The sequence below is a fragment of the Spirillospora sp. NPDC046719 genome, assembly GCF_040645715.1.
Lineage (GTDB): Bacteria > Actinomycetota > Actinomycetes > Streptosporangiales > Streptosporangiaceae > Spirillospora.
In genome coordinates, this window is record NZ_JBEYYT010000049.1 from 12134 (window position 1) to 37353 (window position 25220).

Consider the following 25220-nt stretch of genomic DNA (forward strand, 5'->3'; position numbering starts at 1 on the left):
GGTCCTTCGGCGAGGTGGTCGACGCCCTGCCCGCCGAGACGCAGCTCGGCATCCGGGGGCACCGCGCATGACGACGGCTCGCCGCAGGCCGGCGAAGCGCGGCGGCCGTCAGTGCTTGCGGCCGGGGAGGCTCTCGTAGAGGTCCGTGAGCTTCTGGCGGAAGCCGCGCTCGGCGATGCCGAACTTCTGCGGGTCCTTGAAGCCGGCCTTGACCGTCTTCTTGGCCTGGTCGCTCATGATGTGCGGCGGGATCGGCGGGATCTCGTTGTCCACGACGAACTCCAGCACCACCGGGCGGTCGCTGGACAGCGCCTGCTTCCAGGCGTCGGTGACCTTCTTCGGCTCGTCGCAGTAGATGCCCTTCAGCCCCGCCAGCTCGGCGAACTTGGCGTACGGGAAGTCCGGGATCGTCTGCGAGCCCGGGTACTTCGGGTCGCCGCCCATCGCGCGCTGCTCCCAGGTGACCTGGTTGAGGTCCTGGTTGTTGAACACGCAGAACACCAGCGGCGGTGAACCGGCCAGCCGATTCGCGTACCGCTTGACGGTCAGCATCTCGTTCATGCCGTTCATCTGGAACGCGCCGTCCCCGACGAAGCAGATCACCGGACGGTCCGGGTACGCGAACCGCGCCGCGATCGCGTACGGCACGCCGGGCCCCATCGTGGCGAGCGTCCCGGACAGCGAGGCCTTCATGCCGTCGCGGAGCTTGATGTGCCGGGCCCACCAGTTGGTGGCCGAGCCGGAGTCGGCGGTGAGGATCGCGCCGTCCGGCAGCAGCGGCGACAGCTCGTGCGCGACCGCCTGCGGGTTGATCTTGCCGCCGAAGGACTGCGCGGCGCGCTTGTCCATGACCGTGTTCCAGGCGCGGACGTTCTCCTCGATCTTCTCCCGCCAGGACCGGTCCTTCTTGCGCTTCAGGAGCGGGATCAGCTCCTTGAGCGTCTCCTTCGCGTCGCCGACGACGTGCGCGTCCATCGGGTAGCGGATGCCGATCATCCGGCCGTCGATGTCGATCTCGACGCCCTTGCAGCTGCCCTCGTCCGGCAGCCACTCGGCGTACGGGAAGCTGGACCCGATCATGAACAGCACGTCGCAGTTCATGATCATCTCATCGCTGGCCTTGGAGCCGAGCAGCCCGATCGGGCCGGTGACGAACGGCAGGTCGTCCGGGACGACCTCGCGGCCGAGCAGCGCCTTGGCGATCCCGGCGCCGAGCAGCTCGGCGACCTCGATGACCTCCGCCTCCGCGTTCGCCGCGCCCTGCCCGATCAGCATCGCGACCTTCTTGCCCTCGTTGAGGATGTCCGCGGCCTTCCGCAGCTCCTCCGGGTCCGGCAGCATGCGCGGCCGGCTCCACCCCACGCTGGAGTACACCGCGCCGTGCTCCTTCGGCGGCGACGGGACGGCGTCGCTCTCCTGGACGTCCTCCGGGATGATGATCGTCGCCACGCCGCGGGTGGTGAGCGCGGTCTTGAACGCGCGGTCGATGATGTGCCGCATCTGCCCCGGGTCCATGCAGATCTGCACGAACTCCGACACGTCCGCGAACAGGTTCTCCAGCGCCACTTCCTGCTGGTAGTGGCTGCCCTGCGACAGCCGCTTCTGCTGCCCGATGATCGCGACGACCGGCTGGTGGTCCAGCTTGGCGTCGTAGAGGCCGTTCAGCAGGTGGATCGCGCCGGGCCCGGACGTGGCGGTGCACACCCCGACCTCGCCGGTGAACTTGGCGTGCGCGCAGGCCATGAACGCGGCCATCTCCTCGTGCCGGGTCTGGATGAACTCCGGCCGGCCCTTCGCCCGGTCGAACGCGCCGAGCATGCCGTTGATGCCGTCGCCCGGGTATCCGTAGACCCGCTCGATGCCCCATTCACGCAGCCGCTCGAGCACGTAGTCGGCTACCTGCTGCCCCATGATCTCTCCAGACGTCGGTCGGTGCGCGTGTGCCGTCCTTCGCCACGTCCCCGAGGAAGGGCAAGGCAAACAGGGAGCGGTGCCGCGGCGGCCCGGACCGTTTCGCCGCCGTTCCCGGCGGTACTTAGAGGCGGAACCGAGAGGGGAGCGGCCGATGGGCACGGGCAGCGGCATACCCGTCGACGGCGTCACGGTCCACGCGTTCACGGTGCCGACGGACGGCCCGGACGGCGCGGAGGAGGACGGCACCCTGCGCTGGGAGTCGACGACGATGGTCCTCGTCGAGGCGCGGGCGGGCGGCCGGACCGGGATCGGCTACACCTACGGCGCCACCGCCGTCGCGACGCTCATCGAGTCGACGTTCGCCCCGCTCGTGCGGGGCGCCGACGCGCTCGCGCCCGCCGCGACCTGGCACCGGATGTTCGCCGCGATCCGCAACGCCGGGCGGCCGGGGGCGGGCGCGATGGCGGTGTCGGCCGTCGACATCGCCCTGTGGGACCTCAAGGCCCGGCTGCTCGACCGTCCCCTGTTCCAGGTGCTGCCGAGCTTCCACGACCGCGTCCCCGTCTACGGCAGCGGCGGCTTCACCAACTACCCGCTCGACCGGCTCGCCGGGCAGCTCGCCGGCTGGGTCGAGCAGGGCGTCCCCCGCGTCAAGCTGAAGATCTCCCGGTCGCCGGACGACGACCCGCGCCGGCTGACCGCCGTCCGCGAGGCGATCGGCCCCGAACCCGACCTGTTCGTCGACTCCAACGGCGCGCTGACCCGCAAGGCGGCGCTGTACTGGGCGCGCCGCCTCGCCGACGAGTGGGACGTGCGCTGGTTCGAGGAGCCGGTCAGCTCAGACGACACCGAGGGGCTGCGGCTCGTCCGCGAGCACGGGCCGGGGCGGCTCGAGGTGGCCGCCGGCGAGTACGGGTTCGTGCTGAAGGACTTCGCGGACCTGCTGGACGGCCCGTCCGTGGACTGCCTGCAGGCCGACGTGACCCGCTGCGGCGGCGTCACCGGGCTGCTGCAGGTGGCGGGCCTGTCGGCGGCCCGGCAGACCGGGCTGTCCGCGCACTGCGCCCCGGCCGTGTCGGCGCACGCGTTCTGCGCCGTCGAGCGGCTGCGGCACCTGGAGTACTTCCACGACCACGTCCGCTTCGAGGACCTGGTCTTCGACGGGACGCTCAGCCCGGAGGGCGGCGCGCTGCGGCCCGACCCGGACCGTCCCGGCCTCGGACTGGACGTCAAGTGGGCGGACGCCGCCAAGTACCGGGTCCACGGCCCCACCTGAGCCGGGCGGAGCGGGCGGTCAGCGGGGGCGGATCAGGCCGCTGCGGGTGGCGGCCGCCACGGCGGCGGTGCGGGAGTCGACCTCCAGCTTCGCGTAGATGTGCACCAGGTGCGTCTTCACGGTCGTCTCGCTGAGGAAGAGCCGCTTGCTGATCTGCCGGTTCGACAGGCCCTCGGCGACCAGGCCGAGCACCTCCAGCTCCCGCCCGGTCAGCGTCGCCGACGGCGCCCGCATCCGGCCCAGCAGCCGGGACGCGACCGACGGCGCGAGCGTGCTGTCCCCGGCGGCGGCCGACCGGATGGCGGCGTGCAGCTTCTCCGGCGGCGCGTCCTTGAGCAGGTAGCCGGTCGCGCCCGCCTCGATCGCCGCGAGGATGTCGGAGTCGGAGTCGAACGTCGTCAGCACCAGCACGTGCGGCGGGCGCGGCCCCGCCGAGGTGATCCGCCGGGTCGCCTCGGCGCCGTGCAGCCCGGCGCCGAGCTGCAGGTCCATGAGGACGACGTCGGGGTGCAGCCGGGCGGCCTCCGCGACCCCCTCCTCGCCGGTCGCGGCCTCGCCGACCAGCGCGAAGCCGGGCTGGTCGAGCAGCATGGCGCGGATGCCGGAGCGGACCACGGGATGGTCGTCGACCAGCAGGATCCGGATCGGGTCGCTCATCGGCCCTCCGGCCCGGCGGGCAGCGGCAGGCTCGCCACCACCGCCGTCCCCTCGCCCGGCGCCGACTCGACGGTCAGCGTCCCGCCGAGCGCGCGCGCCCGGTCCCGCATGGCGCGCAACCCGTAGCCGGTGCCCCTGTCTGGCATGTCCGGCTCGCCTGGCCCGTCCGGCTCGGCGGGGGCGGTGGCGGACGGGTCGAAGCCGCGGCCGTCGTCGAACACGTCCAGCACCACCATGTCGTCAAGGTAGGTCAGCGTCACGCCGACGTTCCGGGCGGCGGCGTGGCGGCCGGCGTTGCCGAGCGCGCCCTGCGCGATCCGCAGCAGCGCGACCTCGTACTCGGTCGGGAGCCCGGCGGGCGTCCCGGACACCTCGAACCGCATCCGGGCGGCGGACCGCGCGCCCGCCGACTCGGTGACGCGGCGCAGCGCGTCCGTCAGCGACGACCGCTGCAGGACGGGCGGCGCGAGCCCCCGCACGAACGTGCGGGCCTCCTCCAGGTTCTCGGCGGCGGCCTTCTCCGCCTCGTCCAGCCGCCCGCGCGCCGCGCCCGGCGCGTGGTCGAGGTCGCGGCGCGCCGCCCTCAGCAGCAGGATGATGCTCGACATGCCCTGCGCGAGCGTGTCGTGGATCTCCCGGGCGAGCCGCTCGCGCTCGGCGAGCCGGGCGGCGCCCGCCTCCGCGCGGACGAGCCGCTCCCGGGTGCGCACCAGCTCCTCGATCAGCAGCCGGCGCCGCTCGCTCTCCCGGTAGAGCGCCCCGTACGCCAGCGCCATCATCGTCGCCACGGCCGCGCCGATGCAGGGGCCGAGCACCTCGGCGAGCGTCGGCCCGCCGCCGTGCCACGCGGACGCGGCGATCGCCGCGCCCGTCAGCACGGCCACCCCGGGCAGCGCCGCCGGCGGCGGCAGCAGATGCAGGTAGGCGAAGAACAGCGGGAACGCCAGCCACACGAAGTCCGGGGACGCCAGCGCCAGCGCGACCCACCCCGCGCTGATCAGCCCCAGCCACGCCCGCGCGAGCCCCGGACGGGTGCGGTGCTCGCGCAGCTGCGGGAGGACCGCGGCCGCGTACACGGCGCCGAGCAGCACGCCGCCCGCGGTGACCGCGGCCAGGCCGGCGTGCGCCACCCGGACCAGGGCGATCGCGAGCAGCACCAGGAAGGTGCCGTGCACGGCCCAGCCGAGCAGCCGCACCGCCGGCGAGAACGGATCGTCCCTCATTTCTCACCCAGCGTAGGCGACCGGCCGGTCCCCGGAATCGATCGAAAGGTGGATCCGGGGCCGTCCGGAGTAAGGCGGTCCGGCGGTGCGCGCGGACGATGCGCCGGGGGCGCGCGCGGCGGAGGCTGGAAGCGTCCGGATCACCGAGGAACGGGGGACGCACGGTGTTCGTCGCGCTCAGGGACCTGCGCTTCGCCAAGGGGCGGTTCGCGCTCATGGGCGCGGTCGTGCTGTTCATCACGCTGCTGGTGACGATGCTGTCCGGGCTCACCGCGGGGCTCGCCAGGGACAGCGGCTCCGCCGTCGAGGGCCTGCCCGCCGACCGCGTCGCGTTCGGCACCGGCGCGTCGGCGGACGGGAAGCCGTCGTTCTCCGACAGCCGGATCGACCAGCGGACGCTCGACGGCTGGCGGGACGTCCCCGGCGTGACGGCCGAGCCGCTCGGCATCGCCATGGGCCGCCTGTCCTACGGCTCGGGCGGGGGACGCGGCGTGCCCGCCGCCTTCTTCGGCGTGGCTCCCGGCGGGAAGGCCGGCGGTGGCGCCCCGGCCGCCGGGCAGGCCGTCCTGTCGAAAGAGCTGGCGGACCGGACCGGCCTCGCGGCGGGCGCGCGGATCCAGGTCGCCGGGCGCTCCCTCGCGGTCGCGGGGGTCCGCGGCGACGCGTCCTACAGCCACACCCCGGTCGCCTGGCTGGCGCTCGCCGACTGGCGGGCCTTGGACCCGCAGGGCGGCGGCGAGGCCGCGACGGTCCTGCTGCTGCGCACGCACGGGAGCCCGGACCTGCGGGCCGCCGACGCGCGGCTCGGCACCACCGCCGTCGCGCTGCGCGACGCGAGGTCGGCGATCCCGTCGTTCAGCGCAGAGAACGGGTCGCTGCAACTGATGCGCGGGTTCCTGCTCGCCATCTCGGCGCTGGTCATCGGCGCGTTCTTCACCGTCTGGACGATCCAGCGCCGCGGCGACGTCGCCGTGCTGAAGGCGCTCGGCGCGAGCACCGGCTACCTGCTGCGCGACGCGCTCGCGCAGGCCGTCCTGGTGCTGCTGGCCGGGGCCGGGGCCGGCGGCCTGGCCGGCGGGCTGGCCGGGGCCGCGGTCGCGGGCCGCGTCCCGTTCGTCGTGTCGGCCGGCACCACCGTCCTGCCGGTCGCCGCCATGATCGTGCTCGGCGCCGCCGGGGCCGCGCTCGCCGTCCGGAAGATCACCTCCGTCGATCCGCTGACCGCCCTGGGAGCCGCCCGATGAACACCCCGAATCGCCCGGCGAGCACCGCGCCCTCCGGGCTCGCCCTCACCGGCGTCGTGCTGTCCTACCCCGACGGGGACCGCACGCTGACCGCCCTCGACCACGTGACGATGGACGTCGCGGCGGGAGAGTTCGCGGCCGTCGCCGGCCCGTCCGGGTCCGGCAAGTCGAGCCTGCTCGCGGTCGCCGCGCTGCTGATCGCCCCGGCGTCCGGCACGGTCGCCGTCGCGGGACGGGACGCCGCCGGGCTGAGCCCCGCCGAGCGCACCCGGCTGCGCCGCGACCACATCGGCGTCGTGTTCCAGCAGCCCAACCTGCTGCCCGCGCTGACCGCGCTCGACCAGCTGACCGTGATGGCGCACATGGCGGGCCGCTCCGCCCGCGCCGCCGCCGACCGCGCCCGCGAGCTGCTCGCGGCGGTGGGGCTGGCCGGGCTGGAGCACAAGCGGCCGCACCGGCTGTCCGGCGGCGAGCGGCAGCGCGTCAACATCGCCCGCGCGCTGATGAACGACCCGCGCGTGCTGCTGGTGGACGAGCCCACCAGCGCGCTCGATCACGAGCGGGGCGCCTCGGTCGTCGGTCTGCTCGCCCGGCTCACGCGCGAGCGCGGGGTGGCCACCGTCATGGTCACCCACGACCTCGCCCAGCTGGACGCGGTGGACCGGGTCTGGTCGATGCGGGACGGCCGGCTGTCGGAGACCTCCGGCGCGGCGGCCGGCCCGGTCACCGGCGAGGCGGCCGGCCCGGTCACCGGGGCGGCCACGGCGGGCCGCCCTGCGTCGACGCCCACACCCATACGTAGATGAGGAACCCGGTCGCGATCAGTCCCAGCAGCAGCGGCCAGTTCAGGCCCGCCGTCCTGCGTCCACGCCTGGCGCGCACGTTCACCACCCGTTCCGTCCGACGATGCGTCAAGGGCGGTGTCTCCGGACGAGCGCGCCCTATGCCCCAGGACGGGCAAACTCGGCGAGCGGACTCGGTACGGAAACCCCAGGTCAGGCGCCATCGCGGCGGGCCGGCAGGGCCGAGGACGGCGCGGACTCGGCCACCAGCGCCCCCGCCATGATCAGGAACGCGCGGCCGCAGGTGGCGGCGAGAGCCCGGCCGCCACGCGCGCGGGCGTCAGCGGCCCGCGGGCTCCTCGTGACCGGTGTCGACGCGCTGCTCCCGCTGCGGCTCCCAGCCGTGCGTCTCCAGGGCGCGCAGGAACGCCTCCACCATCACCGGGTCGAAGTGCTTGCCCGCGCAGCGCCGCAGCTCGCGCTGGGCGTCGCCGACCGGCATCGGGTCCTTGTAGGGGCGCGCGGAGGTCATCACGTCGAAGGCGTCCGCCACGCCGATCACCCGGGCGAACTCGGGGATCTCGTCGCCGACCAGGCCCATCGGGTAGCCGCCGCCGTCCATCTTCTCGTGGTGGTGCATGATCCCGGCGAGCGCCTCGTCCAGGAACCCGATCTCGCGGACGATCTCCAGCCCGCGCATCGGGTGCAGCTGGATCGCGGCGAACTCCTCCTCGGTGAGGCCGCCGCCCTTGCGCAGGATCTTCGTCGGGACGCCGATCTTCCCGATGTCGTGCAGCATGCCCGCGTACCGGATCGCCTCGACCCGCTCCGGGCGCATCCCGATCTGCCGCGCGATCATCACGGCGCCGCGCGACACCCGCTCGGAGTGCCCGCGGGTGGCCGGGTCCTTGGTCTCGACGGCCTGGCACAGCGCGGCGAGCGTCGCGTCGTAGGCGCGGCGCTGCCCGAACGTCTGCTCCAGCGCCCACCGGGTGACGAACAGCGGCAGCAGCACCAGCACCGCGACCAGCGGCCCGAGCGCCGGCCACAGGCCCGCGATCAGCAGCCCGTACATCCCGTACCCGACGCACACCCCCGCGAGCTGGCCGCTGTCGCGCACCATCTCGCCGGGCTCGGACTCGCCGCTGAGCAGCAGCGCGCCCGAGGTCAGGACGAGGTTGACCAGCACGAACGTCAGCAGCGCGCCGACGAACGGGCCGAGCGCGTCCCACACCCAGCCGGCCTGCCCCGGCTCGAACCGGGCGCCGCCGAGCGCGCGGAACACCACCCCGGCCGCGTAGCCGCCGACCGCGAACTGCGCGCCGTTGAACAGCCGCTTGACGAGGGCGACCCCGCGCTGCCCGGTCGCCACCGCGCTCAGCCCGACGAGCGCGGCGCCCGCCGGGCCGAGGAGCACCACGGACGCCAGGCTCACCGCGAAGCCGAGCGACATCCGGGCGCGCTCGACGGTCAGCCGGGCCGGCAGCGAGTCGCAGAGGACGAACAGCGCGACCAGCGCGACCAGTACGCGCGGGTCGACGTCCCCGGGGGACGACGCGCCGATCAGGACCGCCGCCAGGGCGATGACCACGCAGACGTAGAGCCAGGCGGCGCGGGGCAGTCCAGGCATGCCGTCCCCCGGGGAGTCGACTGTGATCACTCTGTGTGTTCGAGCGATCACCAAAAGCATACGCCACCTTGAGTTCGCCATGGGGCGATGCGCCGAATGCGGAACGCCCCCGTCCGGCACCGGACGGCCGCGCCGCGACCCCCGATCGTTTACGGCACGTTCGCGAGCAATCGGGGTAATGCCTGGATGCGGTCCCGGTCGCCGGGGCATGTAGTACTACGTAACCGGTAGTAGGTCGAGCGGGGTGAAGCCTGGGCGCTTCGCTCCGTTGGGGGGCGGATGTCGTGATCGGGGCGGGTGGCCGCGAGCGCGGGACGGTGCTGCGGCGCGCGGTGCGGTGGGGCGGCAGGACGGCCGTGCGGGCGCTGTCCGCGATGCTGGAGCCGCTCGCGCTGCTGTTGCTGCGCCCGGCGAACCGGCGGCGGGCGCGGCGCGCGCCCGCCGCGACGGCCCGGAAGGTGGTCTTCCTGGTCCAGCACGCCTACGGGGCGGGCGGCACGGTCCGGACCGTGCTGAACTGTGCCGGGCAGCTCGCGCGGCAGCGCGAGGTCGAGGTCGTCGGGCTGATCCGGGAGCTGCGCCGGCCGAGCTTCCCGATCCCGGACGGCGTCCGCGTGTCCAGCCTCGACGACCGGGTGGCGCCGCCCGGCGGGGCGCGCGGCCTCGCCCGCAAGGTGCTGTCGCGGCTGCCGAGCCTGCTCGTCCCGGTCGGCGAGCCGTCGTACCGGCGCTGCTCGCTCTGGACGGACCTGCTGCTCATCCGGTTCCTGCGGTCGCTGCGCACCGGCCTGCTGATCACCACCCGGCCGAGCCTGAACCTGGCGGCGGCGGTGTTCGCGCCGCCGGAGGTGCGCACGGTCGGGCAGGAGCACATGAACCTCGGCTGCCACCGGCCCGCCGTCCGCGACCGGGTGCTGCGCCGGTACGGGCGGCTCGACGCGGTCGTCACGCTGACCGCGACCGACCTGGCCGGGTACCGCCGCGAGCTGCCGGACGCGCGGCGGCTGGTGTGCATCCCGAACGCGCTGCCCGAGCTGAACGGCGGGCCCGCGGACCCCGCCGCGCGGACGGTGCTCGCGGCCGGCCGGCTCGTCCGGCAGAAGGGCTTCGACCTGCTGCTGGACGCCTGGGAGCGGGTCGCGGCGGACCATCCGGGCTGGACGCTGCGGATCTACGGCGGCGGCCCGTGGCGGCAGCGGCTGCAGCGCCGGATCGACCGGCGGGGGCTGTCGTCCAGCGCGTTCCTGATGGGCCGGACGGGCGACATCGGCACGGCGATGGCGAAGGCGTCGATCTTCGTGCTCAGCTCGCGGTACGAGGGGCTGCCGCTGGTGCTGCTGGAGGCGATGAGCAAGGGCCTCGCGGTGGTGTCGTTCGACTGCCCGACCGGTCCCCGGGAGCTGCTCACCGACGGCGTCGACGGCCTGCTCGTGAAGGACGGGGACGTGCCGGCGCTCGCGTCGGCGATCGGCCGGATGATGGACGACCAGGGGCTGCGCGCCCGGCTCGGAGAGCAGGCCGTCGGCGCGACGGCGCGCTACACGCCGGAGGCGGTCGGCGCCGAATGGGACGCGCTGCTCGACGACCTGGTCAGGCCCGTCCCGGCGCGGCGTCCCGCGAGGCCGCGCGTTCCGGAGAAGGAGGCCGGGCTGCTCTAGCGCGACGCCCCTGCCGTCCCGCCGCCCTGCCGTGCCGTTCCGCCGCCGTGCCGTCCGGCTGCCGTGCCGTCAGGACGGCTGCTCGCGGGGGTCGCCGCCGAGCAGCCGGAGCAGGACGTCCTCGTCCTCGGGGGACAGCTCGCCGACGAAGTGCGCGAGGACGTCGGCGTGCTGGTCCTCGCCGCCGAGGAGTCGCTTCATCTGCGCGGCCCTGCGGCCCGCCTCGTCGCGCCGGTACGTGTACGCGTAGCCGCGTCCCGCGCGCTCCCGTCCGGCCTGGCCCTTCTCGTGCAGCCGGGCCAGGACGGTCATCACGGTCGTGTAGGCCAGCGGGCGGGCCAGCCGCTCCCCGACCTGACGGGGGGTGAGCGGTTCGCCGGATTCCTTCAGGACCGCCAGGACCTCGGCCTCGAGGCCGCCCTTCGCACGCCGGTCGCCTGCGGGGCTGGGCATGGGCTGTCCCTCTCGTGCGGTTCGCGGCGGTACGGTACGGCGCTCCCAACCTACCCGGTCCGCGCCCTGGGGCCGCGGATCAGCGCGTTCCCGGCGAACCGGGCGCGGCGGGCAGCAGCGCCAGCCGCTCGAAACCGGGCGTCCACCAGCGGGTCCGGTCGGGCGCGACGGCGAACGCCTCGACGCCGGGACGCGCGGACGCCCACTCGCGGGCCGCGCCGCCCATGACGAACGCGGCGGTGGCGAGCGCGTCGACCTCGGTGAGGTGCCGTCCGACGAGCGTCAGGGAGGCAAGCTCGGCGGCGGGCCGCCCGGTGCGCGGGTCGACGATGTGGTGGCCGCGTTCGGCGGTCCCGGAGGTCGCGATGGCGAGGTCGGTGCCGGACACCACGGCGGCCAGGGCCGTGGGGTCCGCGGGGTCGGCGAGGCCGATCCGCCAAGGCTCGCCAGGGGCGGCCTCGCCGCGCAGCTGGATGTCGCCGCCGCCGTTCACGCAGTGGTCGCGGGCTCCGGCGTCGTAGAGGATCGCGGACGCCCGCTCGATCGCCCAGCCCTTCACCAGGCCGCTCGGGTCGAGCCGCCCGTCCGCCCTCGCGCTGAACGCCCCGCCGGTCTCGCGCTCCAGCTCGTCGCATCGCCGCAGCACGCCGGCCACGTCGGGGTCGCAGCCGGCCAGGTCGATCTCGCCGCGCGCCAGCCGGGAGACGTCGCTGTCCTCGCGGTAGGGGGAGAACACGCGGTCGACGTGGTGGAGCCACGCGACGGCCCCCGCGAGCGCCACGGTGACCTCCGGGGTGCGGGGGGAGCGGATGTCGAACGAGAACACCGTCCCCATGACGTGCTCGACGTGCCGGATCGACTCAGACATGGGCGGCGTCCAATGCGCTCTGCAGCGACTGGATGTACCCCTCGCTGGTGTAGGTGGCGCCGGACACCGCGTCGATGTGCGCGTTGCCCGCCTTGAGCGCCTCCTGCGTCAGCTGCGGTACCGCGAAGCCGGCGATCTCCCGGTCGCGCCCGTTCTCCGAGGGCACCTGCAGGACGCGGACGGCCTTCAGCCTCCCACCGGACGTGGTGATCTCGACCTGCACGGGGCCGTACCGGGTGTCGATGACGTCGCCCTTGAACGTGCCGCCGGTCTTCGCGGACGTCCCGCCCGACGACCCGGACGACCCCGACGATCCCGATGACCCGGACGACCCCGAGGACCCCGAGGACCCCGGCGAGGAGCCGCCGGCGGTGCCGGGCGCGCTGCTCTGCGGCGCGGACGAGGACACCCCCGTCAGCTCGCTGTGATGCGGCTTGAGGCCGAGGAGAAGGGCGACGCCGGCGACGGTCGACCCCGTGGCGATCAATGCTCTGCGCATGGGACGGCCCTCTCAGAACTCGAACGACTCGTTGCGGATGTGGCGGCGGCGCACGCCCGCCTGCTTCAGCGCCCGGAACGCGGCGTCGGTCATGCCGGGCGGTCCGCACAGGTACACGTCCCGGTGCCGGATGTCGGGGACCAGGCCGCGCAGCGCCCGCCCGTGCAGCGGCAGCGAGTAGCCGGCCGGCTCGTCCACGAAGTACAGGACGCGGGAGCCGCGCGCGGCGGCGATCGCGTCGAGCTCGCCGCGCAGCGCCAGGTCCTCGGGCCTGCGGGCCAGGTAGATGAGGACGACGTCGCCGGGGAGGGTCTCGAACAGCGTCCGCAGCGGCGTGATGCCGACGCCGCCGGCCAGCAGCAGGGCCCGCTCGTGGTGCGGGCGCGCCCCGGTGAACCCGCCGTACGGGCCCTCCGCCCACACCCGGGTGCCGGGACGCAGCCGTGCGAGGGCCCGGCTGTGGTCGCCGGCCTCCTTCACCGTGATCCGGAGCCGGCCTCCGCGGGCGGTCTCCGACAGCGAGTACGGGTTGGCCGCCCACCACAGGCCCCGGGTGAGGAACCGCCACCGGAAGAACTGGCCGGGCTGGACCCGCAGCTCCTCCAGATGCCGACCCGTCATGTAGACGGAGACGACGCCCGGCGCCTCGGGCCGGACGGCGGCGACCCGCAGGTCGTGCCGGAGGCCCCGCACGAGCGGCATCAGGAACCGGAACCACGCCAGCACCACGGCGACGCCGATGTACAGCGTGTACCAGGCGGCCCTGGCCAGCGGACTGGAGACGAACTGGGCGCCGTTGGCGAGCTGGTGCCCGAACGCCAGGAAGATCGCCAGGTAGGTGGCGAAGTGCAGGTAGTGCCAGGTCTCGTAGCGCATCCGGCGGCGCGCGGCCCGCGCCGAGGTGATCCCGACCCCGATGAACAGCAGGAACCCGAGCGTGCCCTTGAGCATCTCGGGATAGTCGAAGACGATCGAGGTGGTCTGGTGGACGACGTCGGTGTGCGACGTCACCGCGTATCCAAAGATGATGAACAGGACGTGCGCGCAGATCAGGGAGACCGTGTACCGGCCCCCCATCGCGTGCCAGCGGGCCAGCCGGTCGGTGCCGACGCCCCGTTCCAGTGCCGGGATCCGCGCCATCAGCGCGAGCAGCACGGCGCAGCCGTAGCCCGCCAGCAGCCCGGTGACGCGGCCCGCCTCGGTCAGCCAGCCGTCCAGGCCGGTGACCGACCGGGTCCCGTGCCACCAGAGCAGCAGCACGGCGACCGCGCCGGCGTAGATCAGCACCTGCGGCCACGAGGACGGGACGCGCCACGCCGCGGCGCGGGGCGCCGGCGGCGCGGGGCGCCTGATGTCATGCCTGGTCGTGGTCATGCGGGCCACCCTGCCAACCGAGTTTCTGCGTTCCTTCTGATTCAGGGGGGAACAGCCCGGTTGAGAGGTTTCTCTGAGCGAACGCAGAGGTTGGAGAGGGAGGCTGATCCCATCATGAGCACTCCCGAACCCGCCGGCGCCGGACTGCGCCGCGCCGACGGCACGCCCGTCCGCGTCCTGGTCGTCGACGACGAGCCCGATCTGGCCGAGGTGCTGTCGCGCGTGCTGGCGTCCGAGGGCTGGGCGGTCCGCACCGCCGGGGACGGCGCGGGCGCCCTCGCCGCGGCCCGCGACTTCCGCCCGGACGCCGTCGTGCTGGACGTGATGCTGCCCGACATCGGCGGCCTGGAGGTGCTGCGGCGGCTGCGCGCCGACGCCCCCGACGTCTGCGTGCTGTTCCTGACCGCGCGGGACGCCGTCGAGGACCGCATCGCCGGGATCACCGCGGGCGGCGACGACTACGTCACCAAGCCGTTCAGCCTGGAGGAGGTCCTCGCCCGGCTGCGCGGGCTGCTGCGCCGCGCCGGGATGACCCGGCAGGCCGGGACGGCGGGGCTGCTGACGGTCGGCGGCCTGGCGATGGACGAGGAGGCCCGCGAGGTCACCCGGGACGGCGAGATCGTCGAGCTGACCCCGACGGAGTTCGAGCTGCTGCGGTTCCTGATGCGCAACCCGCGCCGGGTGCTGTCGAAGGCGCAGATCCTCGACCGCGTGTGGGACTACGACTTCGGCGGCCAGGCGCACGTCGTCGAGCTGTACATCAGCTACCTGCGCAAGAAGATCGACGCGGGCCGGGCGCCGATGATCCACACCGTCCGGGGCGTCGGGTACGTGCTGAAGCCGTCGGAGGCCCCGTGAGGCTGCCGCACGTCCGGACCCTCCGGGCCCGGCTGACGGCGGGGCTCGTCGTCCTGCTGGCGCTCAGCTGCCTCGCGGTCGGCGTCGCGACCACCACGGCGCTGGAACGCTTCCTGGTGAGCCGGATCGATCAGCAGCTCACGGCGATCGGGGTGCGCTTCGCGGCCAGCCTGGAGCACGAGCACCACCCCGACGCCGACAACCGCCCCGACTCGCGCGGCCAGGCGTCCGGCACGTTCGGGGCCCGCCTGTTCGAGGGGCGGGTCACGCGGGCCGCCGTCGTCCGCGGCCAGGTGGTCGAGGCGGTGCCGGCCACCGCCGCGGACGTGCGCGCGCTGGCGGCGCTGCCGGCCGACGGCCGCGGGCACGACGTCGAGCTGTCGTCGCTCGGCGACTACCGGGTGAGCGCGTACCGGGGCGACGACGGGGACGTGCTGGTCAGCGGGCTGCCGCTGCGGCCCGTCGAGGACACCGTGCACCGGCTGGAGCTGGTGGAGCTCACCGTGTTCGGCGGCGTGCTGATCGCGGCCGGGATCGCCGCGGCGGCGTGGGTGCGGCTCACGCTGCGGCCGCTGCGCCGCGTCGCCGCGACCGCGTCCCGCGTCACCGAGCTGCCGCGGGCCAGCGGCGAGGTCGCGATGCCCGAGCGCGTGCCCGACACCGACCCGCGCACCGAGGTCGGGCAGGTCGGCGCCGCGCTCAACCGGATGCTCGGGCACGTCGAGAACGCGCTCGCGCGCCGGCACGCGAGCGAGGAGCGGCTGCGCCGGTTCGCCGCCGACGCCAGCCACGAGCTGCGCACCCCGGTCGCCGCGATCCGCGGCCACGCCGAGCTGGCGCTGCGCACCCGCGAGGGCGTCCCGCCGGACGTCCGGCACGCGCTCGGCCGGATCGAGGCCGAGTCTGTCCGGATGACCGACCTGGTCGACGACCTGCTGCTCCTCGCCCGGCTGGACGCGGGCCGCCCGCTGGAGTCCGAACCGGTCGACCTGACCCGGCTCGTCCTGGACGCGACGAGCGACGCCCGCGCCGCCGGGCCGGACCACCGCTGGGAGATGGTGCTGCCGGAGGAGCCCGTCACGATCACCGGGGACGCCCGCCGGCTGCACCAGCTGCTGGCCAACCTGCTCGCCAACGCCCGCACGCACACCCCGCCCGGCACCCACGTCACGGTCCGGCTCTCCCAGCCGTTGCCGCCGGGCGTCGTGCTGGAGGTGGAGGACGACGGGCCGGGCGTCCCGGCGGAGGCCCGCGAGGAGATCTTCCAGCGGTTCGTGCGGGCCGACCACGGCCGGTCCCGCGCGGCCGGGGGCACCGGTCTCGGCCTCGCCATCGTCCAGGCCGTCGCCGCGGCGCACGGCGGCACGGTGCGGCTGGTGGGCCGGTCGACCTTCCGCATCACCCTGCCGGGCGGGTGATCAGGTCCCCGCCGTGCTCGTCGCGCAGATGTCGCCGTCGGCGTGGATCTCGCCCTCCAGGGTCGGGATGCCCGCCTTCTTCTTCGCCTTCACCGCGGTGAACGAGGTGCCGAGCACCAGGTTCACGACCCCCGGACCGGCCTTCGGGTACAGCGCCTTCTTCGCGCCCGGGATCACCACGGCGAGCGCGGCGGCCTGCGCCTGCGAGCCCTGCGCGTAGTACACGCCGGTCGTCGGCCGGGTCTTCATGGTGTCCGTCCCGACGATCACGAAGCCCTGCGCCTTGAGCTGCTTGGCGACGGTCGCCGCCGTGCTCGCGCGGCCGGTCGCGTTGTACAGCCGCACCTGCACCGGCCCGGTGGTCTTCTTCGCGGCGGCCTCGACGGACTGGTCCTGGCGGATCGCGGTGAAGAACTGCCCGGCGGCCGGCTGGCTGAGCGCCACCCGGTTCGGGTCGGGCGCGTAGGCCGTGACGGGCACGGTGACGAAGTCGAGCTTGCCGGCGGTCAGCCCGTGCATGCTCCGCGCGATCTTCACCATCGTGCCGAGGTCCAGGCCCTTGTCGGTGGTCAGCGACTTCGTGCCGGCCTCGGCCAGGTCGTACACCTTCTTCGGGTCGGTCAGCGTCCCGGCGCTCAGCACCTTGTTCGCCAGCGACCCCATGAACTGCTGCTGCCGCTTGATCCGCTGCAGGTCGGACTCGTCGCCGAGGCCGTGCCGGTCGCGGACGTAGGCCAGCGCCGTCTCGCCCTGGATGGTGTGCTTGCCCTTGGTCAGGTGGAGCTTGGAGTCCTTGTCGTTCACGTCCTGCGGCAGGCAGACCTCGACGCCGCCGACCGCCTCGGTCACGCTCTTGAAGCTGGTGAAGTCGACCTGCATGAAGTGGTCGATCTTGATGTGGGTGAGGTTCTCGATCGTCTTGACCGTGCAGGACGCGCCGCCGTTGGTGAACGAGCTGTTGATCATCCCGATGGTCACGGCGGGCGAGGAGGTGCCGTCCGACCGCGTGCACGCCGGGATCGGCACCATCAGGTCGCGCGGGAAGCTGATGCCCGTCGCCTGCTTCCCGCCCGGGGACAGGTGCAGCAGGATCATCGTGTCCGAGCGCGGCGGGTCGTTCTTCATGCGCCGCCCGTACTTGGCGTTGGCGCCCGCGCGGCTGTCGGTGCCGAGCATCAGGATGTTCAGCGCGTTGTTCAGCTTCGGCGGCCGGTTCCCGCCGATCAGCTTGTCGGTGTCCTCGTGGTCGATGTTGTGCTGGAGCTGCCAGTAGAACCCGTAGCCGGTGGCTCCGGCCGCGACGACCAGCACGGCGGTGACGATCGCGACCCACTTCAGGACCCGCCGGCCGCGCCGTCGCGGCGGCGCGGGATCGGGGTCGGGGTCCACCTCGTCCGCGTAGTCGATGTAGGTCGGCTTGCTGCTCATCGGCTCCAGCGACTCCGTCTGAATCGTGAGCACCGGTCAGCGGCCACCGCGCTCAGTCGAACCTTGCTCAAACACGTGACTCAGACGACAGTATCCACTACCCTCCCCCCTCCAGGAACGATGGTCACGAGGTCGGCTGGGACGACTCCAGCGGGTGACCGGACGGGCCGTTCCGGCCGTTCCGGCAGCTCTGGCCGTTCTAGTCGTCGAGCAGGCCGTCGCGGCGGGCCTCGCGGTACAGCGCGATGCGGTTGGAGGCGTCGCGGCCGGCCCTGGCGTACTTCTCCCGGGCGCGCGCGAGGTACTGCTTGACCGTGTGCTCGCTGATGCCCATCTTGCGGGCGACGGCCGCGCGGGTGAGGCCGCCGAGCCACAGCCGCATCGTCCGCAGCTCCTGCTCGGAGAACCGCGGACGGCACGGGCTCGCCTCGCGGGGCTCGGACGCACCGCCGGCGGCGTCGCCGGTCGCGTGGCCGGGGGCCTCGCCGGACGTGTCGCCGAGGGCCTCGCCGGTCGCGTCGTCGGCGACGGCGAGGATGGCCTCGACCAGGCGGCGCTGGCCCTCGGCGGACTCCTTGCGGACGAACGCGCGGGCGCCCGCCAGCTCGGCCCGGCGGGCGAGGTCGGCCCCGGCGTGCTGGGAGAAGACGACGATGCGGTGCCCGGCCGCGGCGAGCCGGGCGATCAGCTCGAACGCCGGCTCGCCGGCCGTCCGCGGGTCGATGACCAGCACGTCGGCGGCGAGGCGCGGGTCGAGCCCGTCGATGCTGGTGGCGGTGTCCACGATCTCGATGGGGCGCGGGTCGCCGTCGATCCAGGCGCGGACGCCGGACAGCACCACGTCGTGGTCGTCGACGACGGCGACGGTGACTCGGCGGGTGGGAGCCATCGGGGAGCGGGTCAGACCTTCGTTCAGGGCGGGGAGCGTGCGTCGGTGGGGGCGGACGGGCGGGGCGAAGGCGTGCGGGCACGGGCGGGACGGTGCGGGGAGCGATAACCCCTCGATCTTACTGAGCGGAGCCGTCCCGTCATAGAGAGTTTTGATTGGCCCGCCGGTGACGCCGTGCGGCCCCGGCGGCGCGGGGGCCATGGCCGTGCCATGACCGCCGAACGACCGTCATGACAGGCGACCCGACTCTGCGCAAACTGAGCCGTACTGCCGAAGCAGCCGCACCGACGCAGGGGGGAGCCACATGAACGGGGTCGGTCTCAAGGTACTCGGGCCGCTGGAGGCGGCCGTGGACGGCCGGCGGGTGGAGCTGCCGAAGGGCGGGCAGCGGGTGCTGCTCGCCGTGCTGGCGCTGAACGCCGGGCAGGTCGTCCAGCTGGAGCAGCTGCTGGACCACCTGTGGGGCGACCGGCTGCCGGACCGGCCGCGCGGCGCGCTGTACTCCTGCGTGTCCCGGCTGCGGCAGTGGCTCGACCGGCACGCGCCCGGCTCGGCCGGGCTGCTCGCCACCTCCTCCGGCGGCTACGTCCTGGAGCTCGGGCCCGGCGGGCTGGACCTGCTGTGCTTCCGCGCGCTGATGCGCGAGGCCGCCGCCGCGGGGGAGCGGCGCGACCTCGCCGCCCAGTCGGCGCGGCTGCGGGAGGCGCTGGCGCTGTGGCGCGGGCCCGTCCTGGCGAACGTCCGGTCCGACGCCCTGCAGCAGACCGAGGTGCCGCGGCTGACCGAGGAGTACCTGCGGGCGGTGGAGTGGCGGTGCGAGGTCGGGCTGGCGCTCGGCGAGCACGACGGGATGGTCGGGGAACTGCGCGCGCTGACCGACCGGTACCCGTTCCGGGAGCGGTTCTGGTGGCAGCTGATGCTGGCGCTGACCCGGTCGGGCCGCCGCGTGGAGGCGCTGGCGGCGTACCGGAAGGTCAGCTCGCAGCTGCGCACCGAGTTCGGCGTCGACCCCGACCTCGAACTCCGCCGCCTCCAGATGGCGATTCTGCGCGACGACCATTCGGTCCTTTCGCTCTGAACCGCCGGGGATTTCCATGAGCGTGTGCCGGGGATTTCGAGGGGACCGTCACGGGTTTCCGGCGGACATCGCCTTGGCGAGCAGTTCGTAGGAGCGCAGCCGCTCGTCGAGATCGTGGACGAGCGTCAGCACCATGATTTCGTCGGCGCCCGTTCCGGCGAGCAGTTCGCCGAGGCGTTCCCGGACGGTTTCCGGATCGCCGACCACATGATGCGCCATGCGCTCGCGGAGAACCGCTTCCTCCTCCGCCGTCCAATGGAGTTTCGCGGCGTCCTCGGGGGTGACGTTCGGTCCGTTCCGGACGCCCCTCAAGGACTGCGCCACGATCACCTTGGACGGCCCGGCGAGCCATTCCGCGCGCTCGGCGGAATCGGCGACGATGACCGAGGCCGCGAGCAGCGTCCGCGGTTCCGGGAACGCGGCCGACGGGCGGAAGGCGTCGCGGTAGGCGCGGAGCGCGGGCCCGGCGTTCTGCGGGCGGATGTGGTGCGCGAACGCGAACGGCAGCCCGAGCTCCCCGGCGAACCGGCCGTTCTCGACGCTCGACCCGAGCAGCCACACGTCCGGCGCGCCGCCCGCCGCCGGGACCGCGACGACCGGGTCTCCGGGCTGCGGCGACAGCAGCGCCACCAGCTCGCGGACCTGCTCCCGGTACGCCTCCGACCCGGGCGGGCTGCTGACCCGGCGCAGCGCCCGCGCCGTGCTCATGTCCGTGCCGGGGGACCGGCCGACGCCGAGGTCGACGCGGTCCGGGTGCAGCGTCGCCAGCGTCCCGAACTGCTCGGCGACGACCAGCGGCGGATGGTTCGGCAGCATCACGCCGCCGGAGCCGACCCGCATCCGGGACGTGGCGGCCGCGAGCAGCGCGACGAGCACCGGCGGCGCGCAGCTGGCGATGAACGGGGCGTTGTGGTGCTCGGCGACCCAGTACCGGTGGTACCCCATCCGCTCGGCCTCCGGCGCCGTCCGCAGGGTCTCCCGCAGCGCCCGCGACGGCGACGAGCCCTGCCACACGGGCGCGGTGTCGAGGATGGAGAGGATCGTCATCGCCGGCTCCTTCGATCGGTTCTGCCGTCCCGCCGATATTCGCGCCGGGAACAGGCGATCTCAATACCGCCCGGCTCCGCTGAGAGGCAACTGCAAGGTAAGTGAAATGACCTTCCTCCTAATGTGGTAGCGCAACGGGAAGGCCCATCCGGGGCCGCACCGGTTCGCAAGGAGGGTGTTTTTCATGCAGCAGAAGGCGGCGGCTTACGAGCCGCCCTCCCTGATGGAGGTCGGCGGCTTCGCCGAGCTGACCCTCGGCCGGCCGAGCTGGGGATTCGAGAACGACTGGTCGTGCGTCATGCTCTGCTGACGTCCCGCGCGGCCCGTCGGCTCGGAACGGAAGTGCCGGCGCCGGTTCGCCCCGGCGCCGGCGCGCCCGGTGAAAGGGAATTGGGAATGGTGGAGTTCCGCGTCCTTCCGGACACGCCCGAGGCCGCCGCGATGGCGGGCCCGGCCGCTTCGCGGTTCGAGTACGCGTCGGGCCGCCCCTGGATCGTCGGACGCTGGGAGAGGGAGAGCGTCGTGTCCGCCGCGTGCGGGCGCGACCGCGTCGTGCTGTTCGGGCCCGCCGACACGACGCCGGACGAGCTGGAACGCGTCCTCGCCCGTGTCCGCTCGGTGCGGGAACTGGACGCGCTGTGCGGGCGGCTCGCCGGGTGCTTCCACCTCGTCGCGTCCATCGACGGGCGCGTCCGGGTGCAGGGCGCCGTGTCGGCCGCGCGGCAGGTGTTCCACACCTCGCTCGGCGGGGTGACCGTCGCCGCGGCCGCGCCGATGTCCCTGCCGGGCGACCACCGGGTGGACGAGGAGCTGCTCGCGGCCCGGCTCGTCGCGCCGTGGCCGCCGTGGCCGATCGGCGAGACGCCGCTGTGGACGGGCATCGAGGCCGTCCCCGCCGGCTGCTACCTCGAGATCGGCCCCGACGGCCGGGGCCGCCCGGTCCGGTGGTGGACGCCGCCGGAGCCGCACCTGCCGCTCGCCGACGGGGCGCGCCGCGTCCGGCGGGCGCTGCGCGACGCGGTTGCCGTGCGCGCGCGGGGCGTCAAGACGATCAGCGCGGACCTGTCCGGCGGGATGGACTCCACCAGCCTGTGCTTCCTCGCCGCCGGCGAGGCGGACCGGCTCGTCACGACCCGCTGGGAGGCCGCCGACCGCGCCGACGAGGACCGGCACTGGGCGCGGCTCGCCGCCGAGGACCTGCCGTCCGCCGAGCACCTGGTGCTGACCCGCGACACCGCCCCCACCTGGTTCGACGGGATCACCGAACCCGATCCGGACCCGGACGTCGAGGGGCCCTTCGCCTGGATCCGGACCCGGGCCCGGCTCGTCCACCTGGCCCGCCGCGTCGCCGCCGCCGGCTCCGCGTCCCACCTGACCGGCCACGGCGGCGACGAGCTGTTCCTCGGCAACCCGCTCAACCTGCACACGCTCGCGCGGACGCGGGGCGGCGGCGCCGTCCGGCACCTGCGCGCGTACCGGGCGATGTACCGGTGGCCGCTGCTGCCCGCGGCGCGGGCGCTGCTGAACCGCGACACGTTCGGCGCGTGGCTCGCCGCGTCCGCCGCCACGCTCACCGACCCGATCCGCGAGGTCGGCGGCGCGCCCGCGTTCGGCTGGGGGATCGCCTACCGGCTGCCGCCCTGGGCGACCGCCGACGCCGCCGGCGCGGCGCGCACCCTGTTCCGGCGGGTCGGCGCGTCCGGCGTCGAACCGCTCGCGCCGCTGCGCGGGCAGCACGCCGCGCTGCAGGACGCCCGGCTCTGCGGCGACACGATCCGCCGCGTCGACGGGCTCACCTCCCGGGAGGGCGTGGCCTGGCACGCGCCGTTCGTCGACGACCGGGTGATCGAGGCCGCGCTCGCCGTCCGCCTGCGGGACACCACGATGCCCGACCGCTACAAGCCCGCCCTGTCCGCCGCGATGGCCGGCACCGTCCCGGCCCGGATCCTCGGACGGGCGACGAAGTCCGAGTACAGCGCGGACGCCTACGACAGCCTGCGCCGGCACCGCGCCGACCTGCTCGGCCTGTGCGGCGACGACATGCGCCTCGCGCGGCTCGGGCTCGTCGACCCCGCCGCGCTGCGCGCCGTGCTGGAGGCGCCGCCGCCCTCGTCCCTGACCCTGATGCCGCTGATCAGCACGTTCGCCTGCGAGACGTGGCTGCGCGCCGTCGAGCGCGACCGCGTCCCGCACCCATGAACCGGAGGCCCGAGATGCCCGTGACTCCCGGGGCGTCGCTGTCGCCCCACGTGACGATGACCGAGACCGAGCACGGCACGGTGCTGCTGGACGAGCGCACCGGCCGCTACTGGGCGCTGAACGCGACCGGCACCACCGTGATCCGGCTGCTGCTGGACGGCGGGACCGTCGACGACGCCGTCCGCGAGCTGCGCGCCCGGCACCCGGACGCGGCGGAGCGGGTCACCGCCGACGTCGCCGCGTTCGTCCGGACGCTCCGCGACGCCGAGGTGATGGCGCCGTGACGATGCCGGTCGCGCTGGAGCCGTCCGTCCCGCTGACGCGGCGGCGGCGGGCCGGGGCCCGCGCCGCGGTGGGCGCCGCCCGGCTGATCGCGGCGCTGCCGCCGCGCCGGCTGCGCCGCGTCCTCGCCTTCCTGCGGCGGGGCGCGCGTCCCGCGTCGGGGGAGGAGGCGCTCGCGGCGCGGCAGGCGGTGGTGACGGTGAGCGTCCAGTGCGCCGGGCAGGGCTGCCTGCAGCGGTCCCTCGCGACGGTGCTGCTGTGCCGCGCGGGCGGGACGTGGCCGGACTGGTGCACGGGCGTCCGGTTGGAGCCGTTCCGCGCCCACGCCTGGGTGGAGGCCGGCGGGGCGCCGGTCGGCGAGCGCGCCGAGGTGCTGGCGTTCGCCAAGACGATGGTGGTCGCGGCGCCCGGCAGCGCGCAGGCGGACCGATGACGGACCTGGTCCTGCTCGCCTGCCGGGCGCTGATCCTCACCGTGTTCGCCGCCGCGTTCGTCGGGAAGGCGCGCAGCGCGTCGCGGTTCCGCGGGTTCACCGGGTCGATCCGGCAACTCGCGATCCTGCCGGAGCGGGTCGCGGTCCCGGCGGGCGCGCTGGTCGTCGCGGGCGAGGGGACGGCGGTCGTGCTGCTGGCGCTGCCGGCCGCGGCCCGCGCCGGGTTCGCGCTGGCGTCCGCCCTGCTCGTCCTGTTCATCGGCATCGTGGTGCGCGCCGTCCGCGGCGGCGTCTTCGCCGAATGCCGCTGCTTCGGGTCGAAGGGCTCGGTGATGGGGCAGGCGATGATCGTCCGGAACCTGCTGCTGCTCGCCGCCGCGCTGCCCGGCGCCGTCGCGGGCGCGCCCGTCCCGGTCGGGCGGCCGGCGGGGGCGGCGGCCGCGGTCGCCGCCGGGGCGGTCGGCGCGTGGGCCTTCACCCGCTGGTACGACCGGATCGTCGCGGCGCTGATGAAGCGGCTGGTCGCCCCGGCCCGGAACGCGGGCTGACCCCGGTGTCCGACCGTGCGGCGGATCACGCGATCGAGGCCGCGGGCGTCAGCAAGTGGTTCGGGCCGGTCCAGGCGCTGGACGGGGTGACGGTCGCCGCGCGGGCCGGCTCGGTGCTCGGGCTGCTCGGCCACAACGGCGCCGGGAAGACCACGCTGGTCAACGTGCTCGCCACGCTGTGCCGGCCGGCCGCCGGGACCGCCCGCGTCGCCGGGTACGACGTCGTCCGGCAGCCCCGCGAGGTGCGCCGCAGGATCGCGCTGACCGGGCAGTTCGCGGCCGTCGACGAGCAGATCTCCGGCCGCGACAACCTGGTGCTGGTCGCGCGGCTGCGCGGGACGGGGCGGCGCGCCGCGCTCCGCCGCGCCGCCGAGCTGCTGGAGACGTTCGACCTGACCGGCGCGGCCGACCGGCCGGTGCGCGGCTACTCCGGCGGGATGCGGCGCCGCCTCGACCTCGCGGCCAGCCTGACGGGCCGTCCCGAGGTGCTGTTCCTCGACGAGCCCACCACCGGCCTGGACCCGGCCGCCCGCCTCGCGACCTGGGCGATCGTCGAGGACCTCGTCCGGGACGGGACGACCGTCGTGCTCACCACCCAGTACCTCGACGAGGCGGACCGGCTCGCCGACACCATCACCGTGCTCGCCGACGGCCGGGTCGTCGCGGCCGGCGCGCCCGCCGACCTGAAGGCCCGCGTCGGCGGGCGCACCGCCACCGCGCGGTTCTCCGGCCGGGACGCCGTGCGGGCCGCCGCCCGCGCGCTCCGCTTGGAGGGCCTCGGCCCCGAGTACGACCCGCGTCGCGACGTCCTCGCCGTCCCGCTGGCGGGCCCCCGCGATCTCGCGGTCGTCGCGCGGACGCTGGACGCCGAGGTCGCGGGCGACTACGAGCTGACCGTGACGGCGCCGACCCTCGACGACGTGTACCTGTCGCTGACCGGGCCCCGCCGCACGGACGCGGCTGCGGGGGACACGGCGGCGGGGGACGCGGTGGCGGGGGACGCGTCGTGACGGTCGGCGCGCCCGCCCGGGACACCGCCCGCACGGCGCCCCCGCAGGACGCCGGGATCTGGACGCAGCTGCGGGTCCTCACCGGGCGGTCGCTGCGCGCGCTCGTCCTCGACCCCCGGCTCGTCGTCGCGAGCATGCTGGGGCCGCTGCTGATGCTCGGCACGTTCAGCCAGCTGTTCGGCAGCGTCGCGCGGGCGCCCGGCTTCCCGCCCGGCGTCCGCTACGTCGACTTCCTCGTCCCGGCGATCATGGTGACGTCGGCGATGCAGGCGGCGCTGAACACCGCGGTCGGGCTCACCCAGGAGATGCGCAACGGGATCATCGCCCGGTTCCGGTCGATGCCGATCTGGCCCGGGGCGGTGCTGCTCGCGCGCAGCGCCGCCGACACCGTCCGCTGCGCGCTCCAGCAACTGCTGCTGCTCGTCCTCGCGGCGGCGCTGCTGGGGTTCCGC

Annotated in this window: 26 protein-coding genes; 15 read left to right on the top strand and 11 right to left on the bottom strand. The window is 74.7% G+C overall.

Annotated features, from left to right (window positions below):
* Window positions 1-108: 108 nt before the first annotated feature.
* Window positions 109-1911, bottom strand: a complete 1803-nt coding sequence (locus ABZ914_RS11830; protein WP_500192969.1) for a thiamine pyrophosphate-requiring protein — start codon at window positions 1909-1911, stop codon at window positions 109-111.
* Between the two features lie 154 nt (window positions 1912-2065).
* Here ABZ914_RS11830 and ABZ914_RS11835 point away from each other — a divergent pair, with 154 nt between their 5' ends.
* Window positions 2066-3190: an enolase C-terminal domain-like protein gene (locus ABZ914_RS11835; RefSeq protein WP_500192970.1), complete on the top strand. Its 1125-nt coding sequence runs from the start codon at window positions 2066-2068 to the stop codon at window positions 3188-3190.
* 18 nt (window positions 3191-3208) lie between these two features.
* On the opposite strand, the gene ABZ914_RS11840 is transcribed toward ABZ914_RS11835, so the two are convergent.
* Together ABZ914_RS11840 and ABZ914_RS11845 are read right to left on the bottom strand one after the other, a co-directional pair.
* Complete coding sequence (locus ABZ914_RS11840) at window positions 3209-3847, bottom strand: response regulator (protein ID WP_387027731.1); 639 nt, start codon at window positions 3845-3847, stop codon at window positions 3209-3211.
* Entirely contained in the window at window positions 3844-5070 is a 1227-nt protein-coding gene (locus ABZ914_RS11845; protein ID WP_500192971.1) for a sensor histidine kinase, read from the bottom strand. Before ABZ914_RS11845 ends, ABZ914_RS11840 begins: the two co-directional genes overlap by 4 nt.
* Window positions 5071-5234: 164 nt before the next feature.
* Here ABZ914_RS11845 and ABZ914_RS11850 point away from each other — a divergent pair, with 164 nt between their 5' ends.
* On the top strand, window positions 5235-6314 hold the full coding sequence (locus ABZ914_RS11850) for an FtsX-like permease family protein (protein ID WP_500192972.1): 1080 nt from the start codon (window positions 5235-5237) through the stop codon (window positions 6312-6314).
* Window positions 6311-7120, top strand: coding sequence for an ABC transporter ATP-binding protein (locus tag ABZ914_RS11855; protein ID WP_500192973.1), 810 nt, complete (start codon window positions 6311-6313; stop codon window positions 7118-7120). Before ABZ914_RS11850 ends, ABZ914_RS11855 begins: the two co-directional genes overlap by 4 nt.
* Before the next feature lie 316 nt (window positions 7121-7436).
* Here ABZ914_RS11855 and ABZ914_RS11860 read toward each other — a convergent pair whose 3' ends face one another.
* A complete protein-coding gene (locus ABZ914_RS11860) occupies window positions 7437-8726 on the bottom strand; it encodes an HD-GYP domain-containing protein (RefSeq protein ID WP_387027736.1) in 1290 nt (429 codons plus the stop codon).
* 284 nt (window positions 8727-9010) lie between these two features.
* Here ABZ914_RS11860 and ABZ914_RS11865 point away from each other — a divergent pair, with 284 nt between their 5' ends.
* A complete protein-coding gene (locus ABZ914_RS11865) occupies window positions 9011-10384 on the top strand; it encodes a glycosyltransferase family 4 protein (RefSeq protein ID WP_500192974.1) in 1374 nt (457 codons plus the stop codon).
* A gap of 69 nt (window positions 10385-10453) precedes the next feature.
* Here the strand turns inward: ABZ914_RS11865 and ABZ914_RS11870 are convergent, their stop codons facing one another.
* The 3 genes from ABZ914_RS11870 to ABZ914_RS11880 all read right to left on the bottom strand — a co-directional run bounded on the left by ABZ914_RS11870 (window position 10454) and on the right by ABZ914_RS11880 (window position 11928).
* Window positions 10454-10837 (bottom strand): BlaI/MecI/CopY family transcriptional regulator, encoded by a 384-nt coding sequence (locus tag ABZ914_RS11870; RefSeq protein ID WP_387027739.1) that lies wholly within the window; start codon window positions 10835-10837, stop codon window positions 10454-10456.
* A 79-nt stretch (window positions 10838-10916) separates the two neighbouring features.
* Window positions 10917-11705, bottom strand: a complete 789-nt coding sequence (locus tag ABZ914_RS11875) for an FAD:protein FMN transferase (RefSeq protein ID WP_500192975.1) — start codon at window positions 11703-11705, stop codon at window positions 10917-10919.
* Entirely contained in the window at window positions 11698-11928 is a 231-nt protein-coding gene (locus tag ABZ914_RS11880) for an FMN-binding protein (RefSeq protein WP_500192977.1), read from the bottom strand. The genes ABZ914_RS11875 and ABZ914_RS11880 overlap by 8 nt, the downstream gene beginning before the upstream one ends.
* Before the next feature lie 19 nt (window positions 11929-11947).
* On the opposite strand from ABZ914_RS11880, the gene ABZ914_RS11885 reads away from it, so the two are divergent.
* The gene (locus ABZ914_RS11885; RefSeq protein ID WP_500192978.1) at window positions 11948-12133 is read left to right on the top strand and encodes a hypothetical protein; all 186 of its coding nucleotides are present in this window, start codon (window positions 11948-11950) and stop codon (window positions 12131-12133) included.
* An 83-nt stretch (window positions 12134-12216) separates the two neighbouring features.
* Here ABZ914_RS11885 and ABZ914_RS11890 read toward each other — a convergent pair whose 3' ends face one another.
* Complete coding sequence (locus tag ABZ914_RS11890) at window positions 12217-13578, bottom strand: ferredoxin reductase family protein (protein ID WP_500192979.1); 1362 nt, start codon at window positions 13576-13578, stop codon at window positions 12217-12219.
* A 114-nt stretch (window positions 13579-13692) separates the two neighbouring features.
* Between ABZ914_RS11890 and ABZ914_RS11895 the strand changes: the two genes are divergently transcribed.
* Both ABZ914_RS11895 and ABZ914_RS11900 read left to right on the top strand, forming a co-directional pair.
* Entirely contained in the window at window positions 13693-14436 is a 744-nt protein-coding gene (locus ABZ914_RS11895; protein ID WP_190854795.1) for a response regulator transcription factor, read from the top strand.
* Window positions 14433-15854, top strand: a complete 1422-nt coding sequence (locus ABZ914_RS11900) for a HAMP domain-containing sensor histidine kinase (protein ID WP_500192980.1) — start codon at window positions 14433-14435, stop codon at window positions 15852-15854. Before ABZ914_RS11895 ends, ABZ914_RS11900 begins: the two co-directional genes overlap by 4 nt.
* On the opposite strand, the gene ABZ914_RS11905 is transcribed toward ABZ914_RS11900, so the two are convergent.
* Complete coding sequence (locus tag ABZ914_RS11905; protein WP_500192981.1) at window positions 15855-17282, bottom strand: LCP family protein; 1428 nt, start codon at window positions 17280-17282, stop codon at window positions 15855-15857.
* A 199-nt stretch (window positions 17283-17481) separates the two neighbouring features.
* A complete protein-coding gene (locus ABZ914_RS11910; RefSeq protein ID WP_500192982.1) occupies window positions 17482-18171 on the bottom strand; it encodes a response regulator transcription factor in 690 nt (229 codons plus the stop codon).
* Between the two features lie 304 nt (window positions 18172-18475).
* Here ABZ914_RS11910 and ABZ914_RS11915 point away from each other — a divergent pair, with 304 nt between their 5' ends.
* On the top strand, window positions 18476-19249 hold the full coding sequence (locus ABZ914_RS11915; RefSeq protein ID WP_190854786.1) for an AfsR/SARP family transcriptional regulator: 774 nt from the start codon (window positions 18476-18478) through the stop codon (window positions 19247-19249).
* Between the two features lie 48 nt (window positions 19250-19297).
* Here the strand turns inward: ABZ914_RS11915 and ABZ914_RS11920 are convergent, their stop codons facing one another.
* On the bottom strand, window positions 19298-20296 hold the full coding sequence (locus tag ABZ914_RS11920; RefSeq protein WP_500192983.1) for an LLM class flavin-dependent oxidoreductase: 999 nt from the start codon (window positions 20294-20296) through the stop codon (window positions 19298-19300).
* Window positions 20297-20480: 184 nt separating this feature from the next.
* Between ABZ914_RS11920 and ABZ914_RS11925 the strand changes: the two genes are divergently transcribed.
* From ABZ914_RS11925 to ABZ914_RS11955, 7 genes are all read left to right on the top strand, one after another.
* Window positions 20481-20606 carry a lasso RiPP family leader peptide-containing protein gene (locus tag ABZ914_RS11925; protein ID WP_190854782.1) on the top strand — a complete coding sequence of 42 codons (126 nt, stop codon included), beginning with the start codon at window positions 20481-20483 and terminating at the stop codon, window positions 20604-20606.
* A gap of 86 nt (window positions 20607-20692) precedes the next feature.
* On the top strand, window positions 20693-22495 hold the full coding sequence (locus ABZ914_RS11930) for an asparagine synthase-related protein (RefSeq protein ID WP_500192984.1): 1803 nt from the start codon (window positions 20693-20695) through the stop codon (window positions 22493-22495).
* Window positions 22496-22509: 14 nt separating this feature from the next.
* Window positions 22510-22779: a lasso peptide biosynthesis PqqD family chaperone gene (locus tag ABZ914_RS11935; protein WP_190854771.1), complete on the top strand. Its 270-nt coding sequence runs from the start codon at window positions 22510-22512 to the stop codon at window positions 22777-22779.
* A 2-nt stretch (window positions 22780-22781) separates the two neighbouring features.
* The gene (locus ABZ914_RS11940) at window positions 22782-23210 is read left to right on the top strand and encodes a lasso peptide biosynthesis B2 protein (protein ID WP_433155243.1); all 429 of its coding nucleotides are present in this window, start codon (window positions 22782-22784) and stop codon (window positions 23208-23210) included.
* Window positions 23207-23758, top strand: coding sequence for a MauE/DoxX family redox-associated membrane protein (locus tag ABZ914_RS11945; RefSeq protein ID WP_500192985.1), 552 nt, complete (start codon window positions 23207-23209; stop codon window positions 23756-23758). Before ABZ914_RS11940 ends, ABZ914_RS11945 begins: the two co-directional genes overlap by 4 nt.
* A gap of 5 nt (window positions 23759-23763) precedes the next feature.
* The gene (locus ABZ914_RS11950; RefSeq protein WP_500192986.1) at window positions 23764-24768 is read left to right on the top strand and encodes an ATP-binding cassette domain-containing protein; all 1005 of its coding nucleotides are present in this window, start codon (window positions 23764-23766) and stop codon (window positions 24766-24768) included.
* Window positions 24765-25220 (top strand): ABC transporter permease (locus ABZ914_RS11955; protein WP_500192987.1); only part of this gene is annotated, 456 nt, incomplete at its 3' end. The genes ABZ914_RS11950 and ABZ914_RS11955, both read left to right, overlap by 4 nt.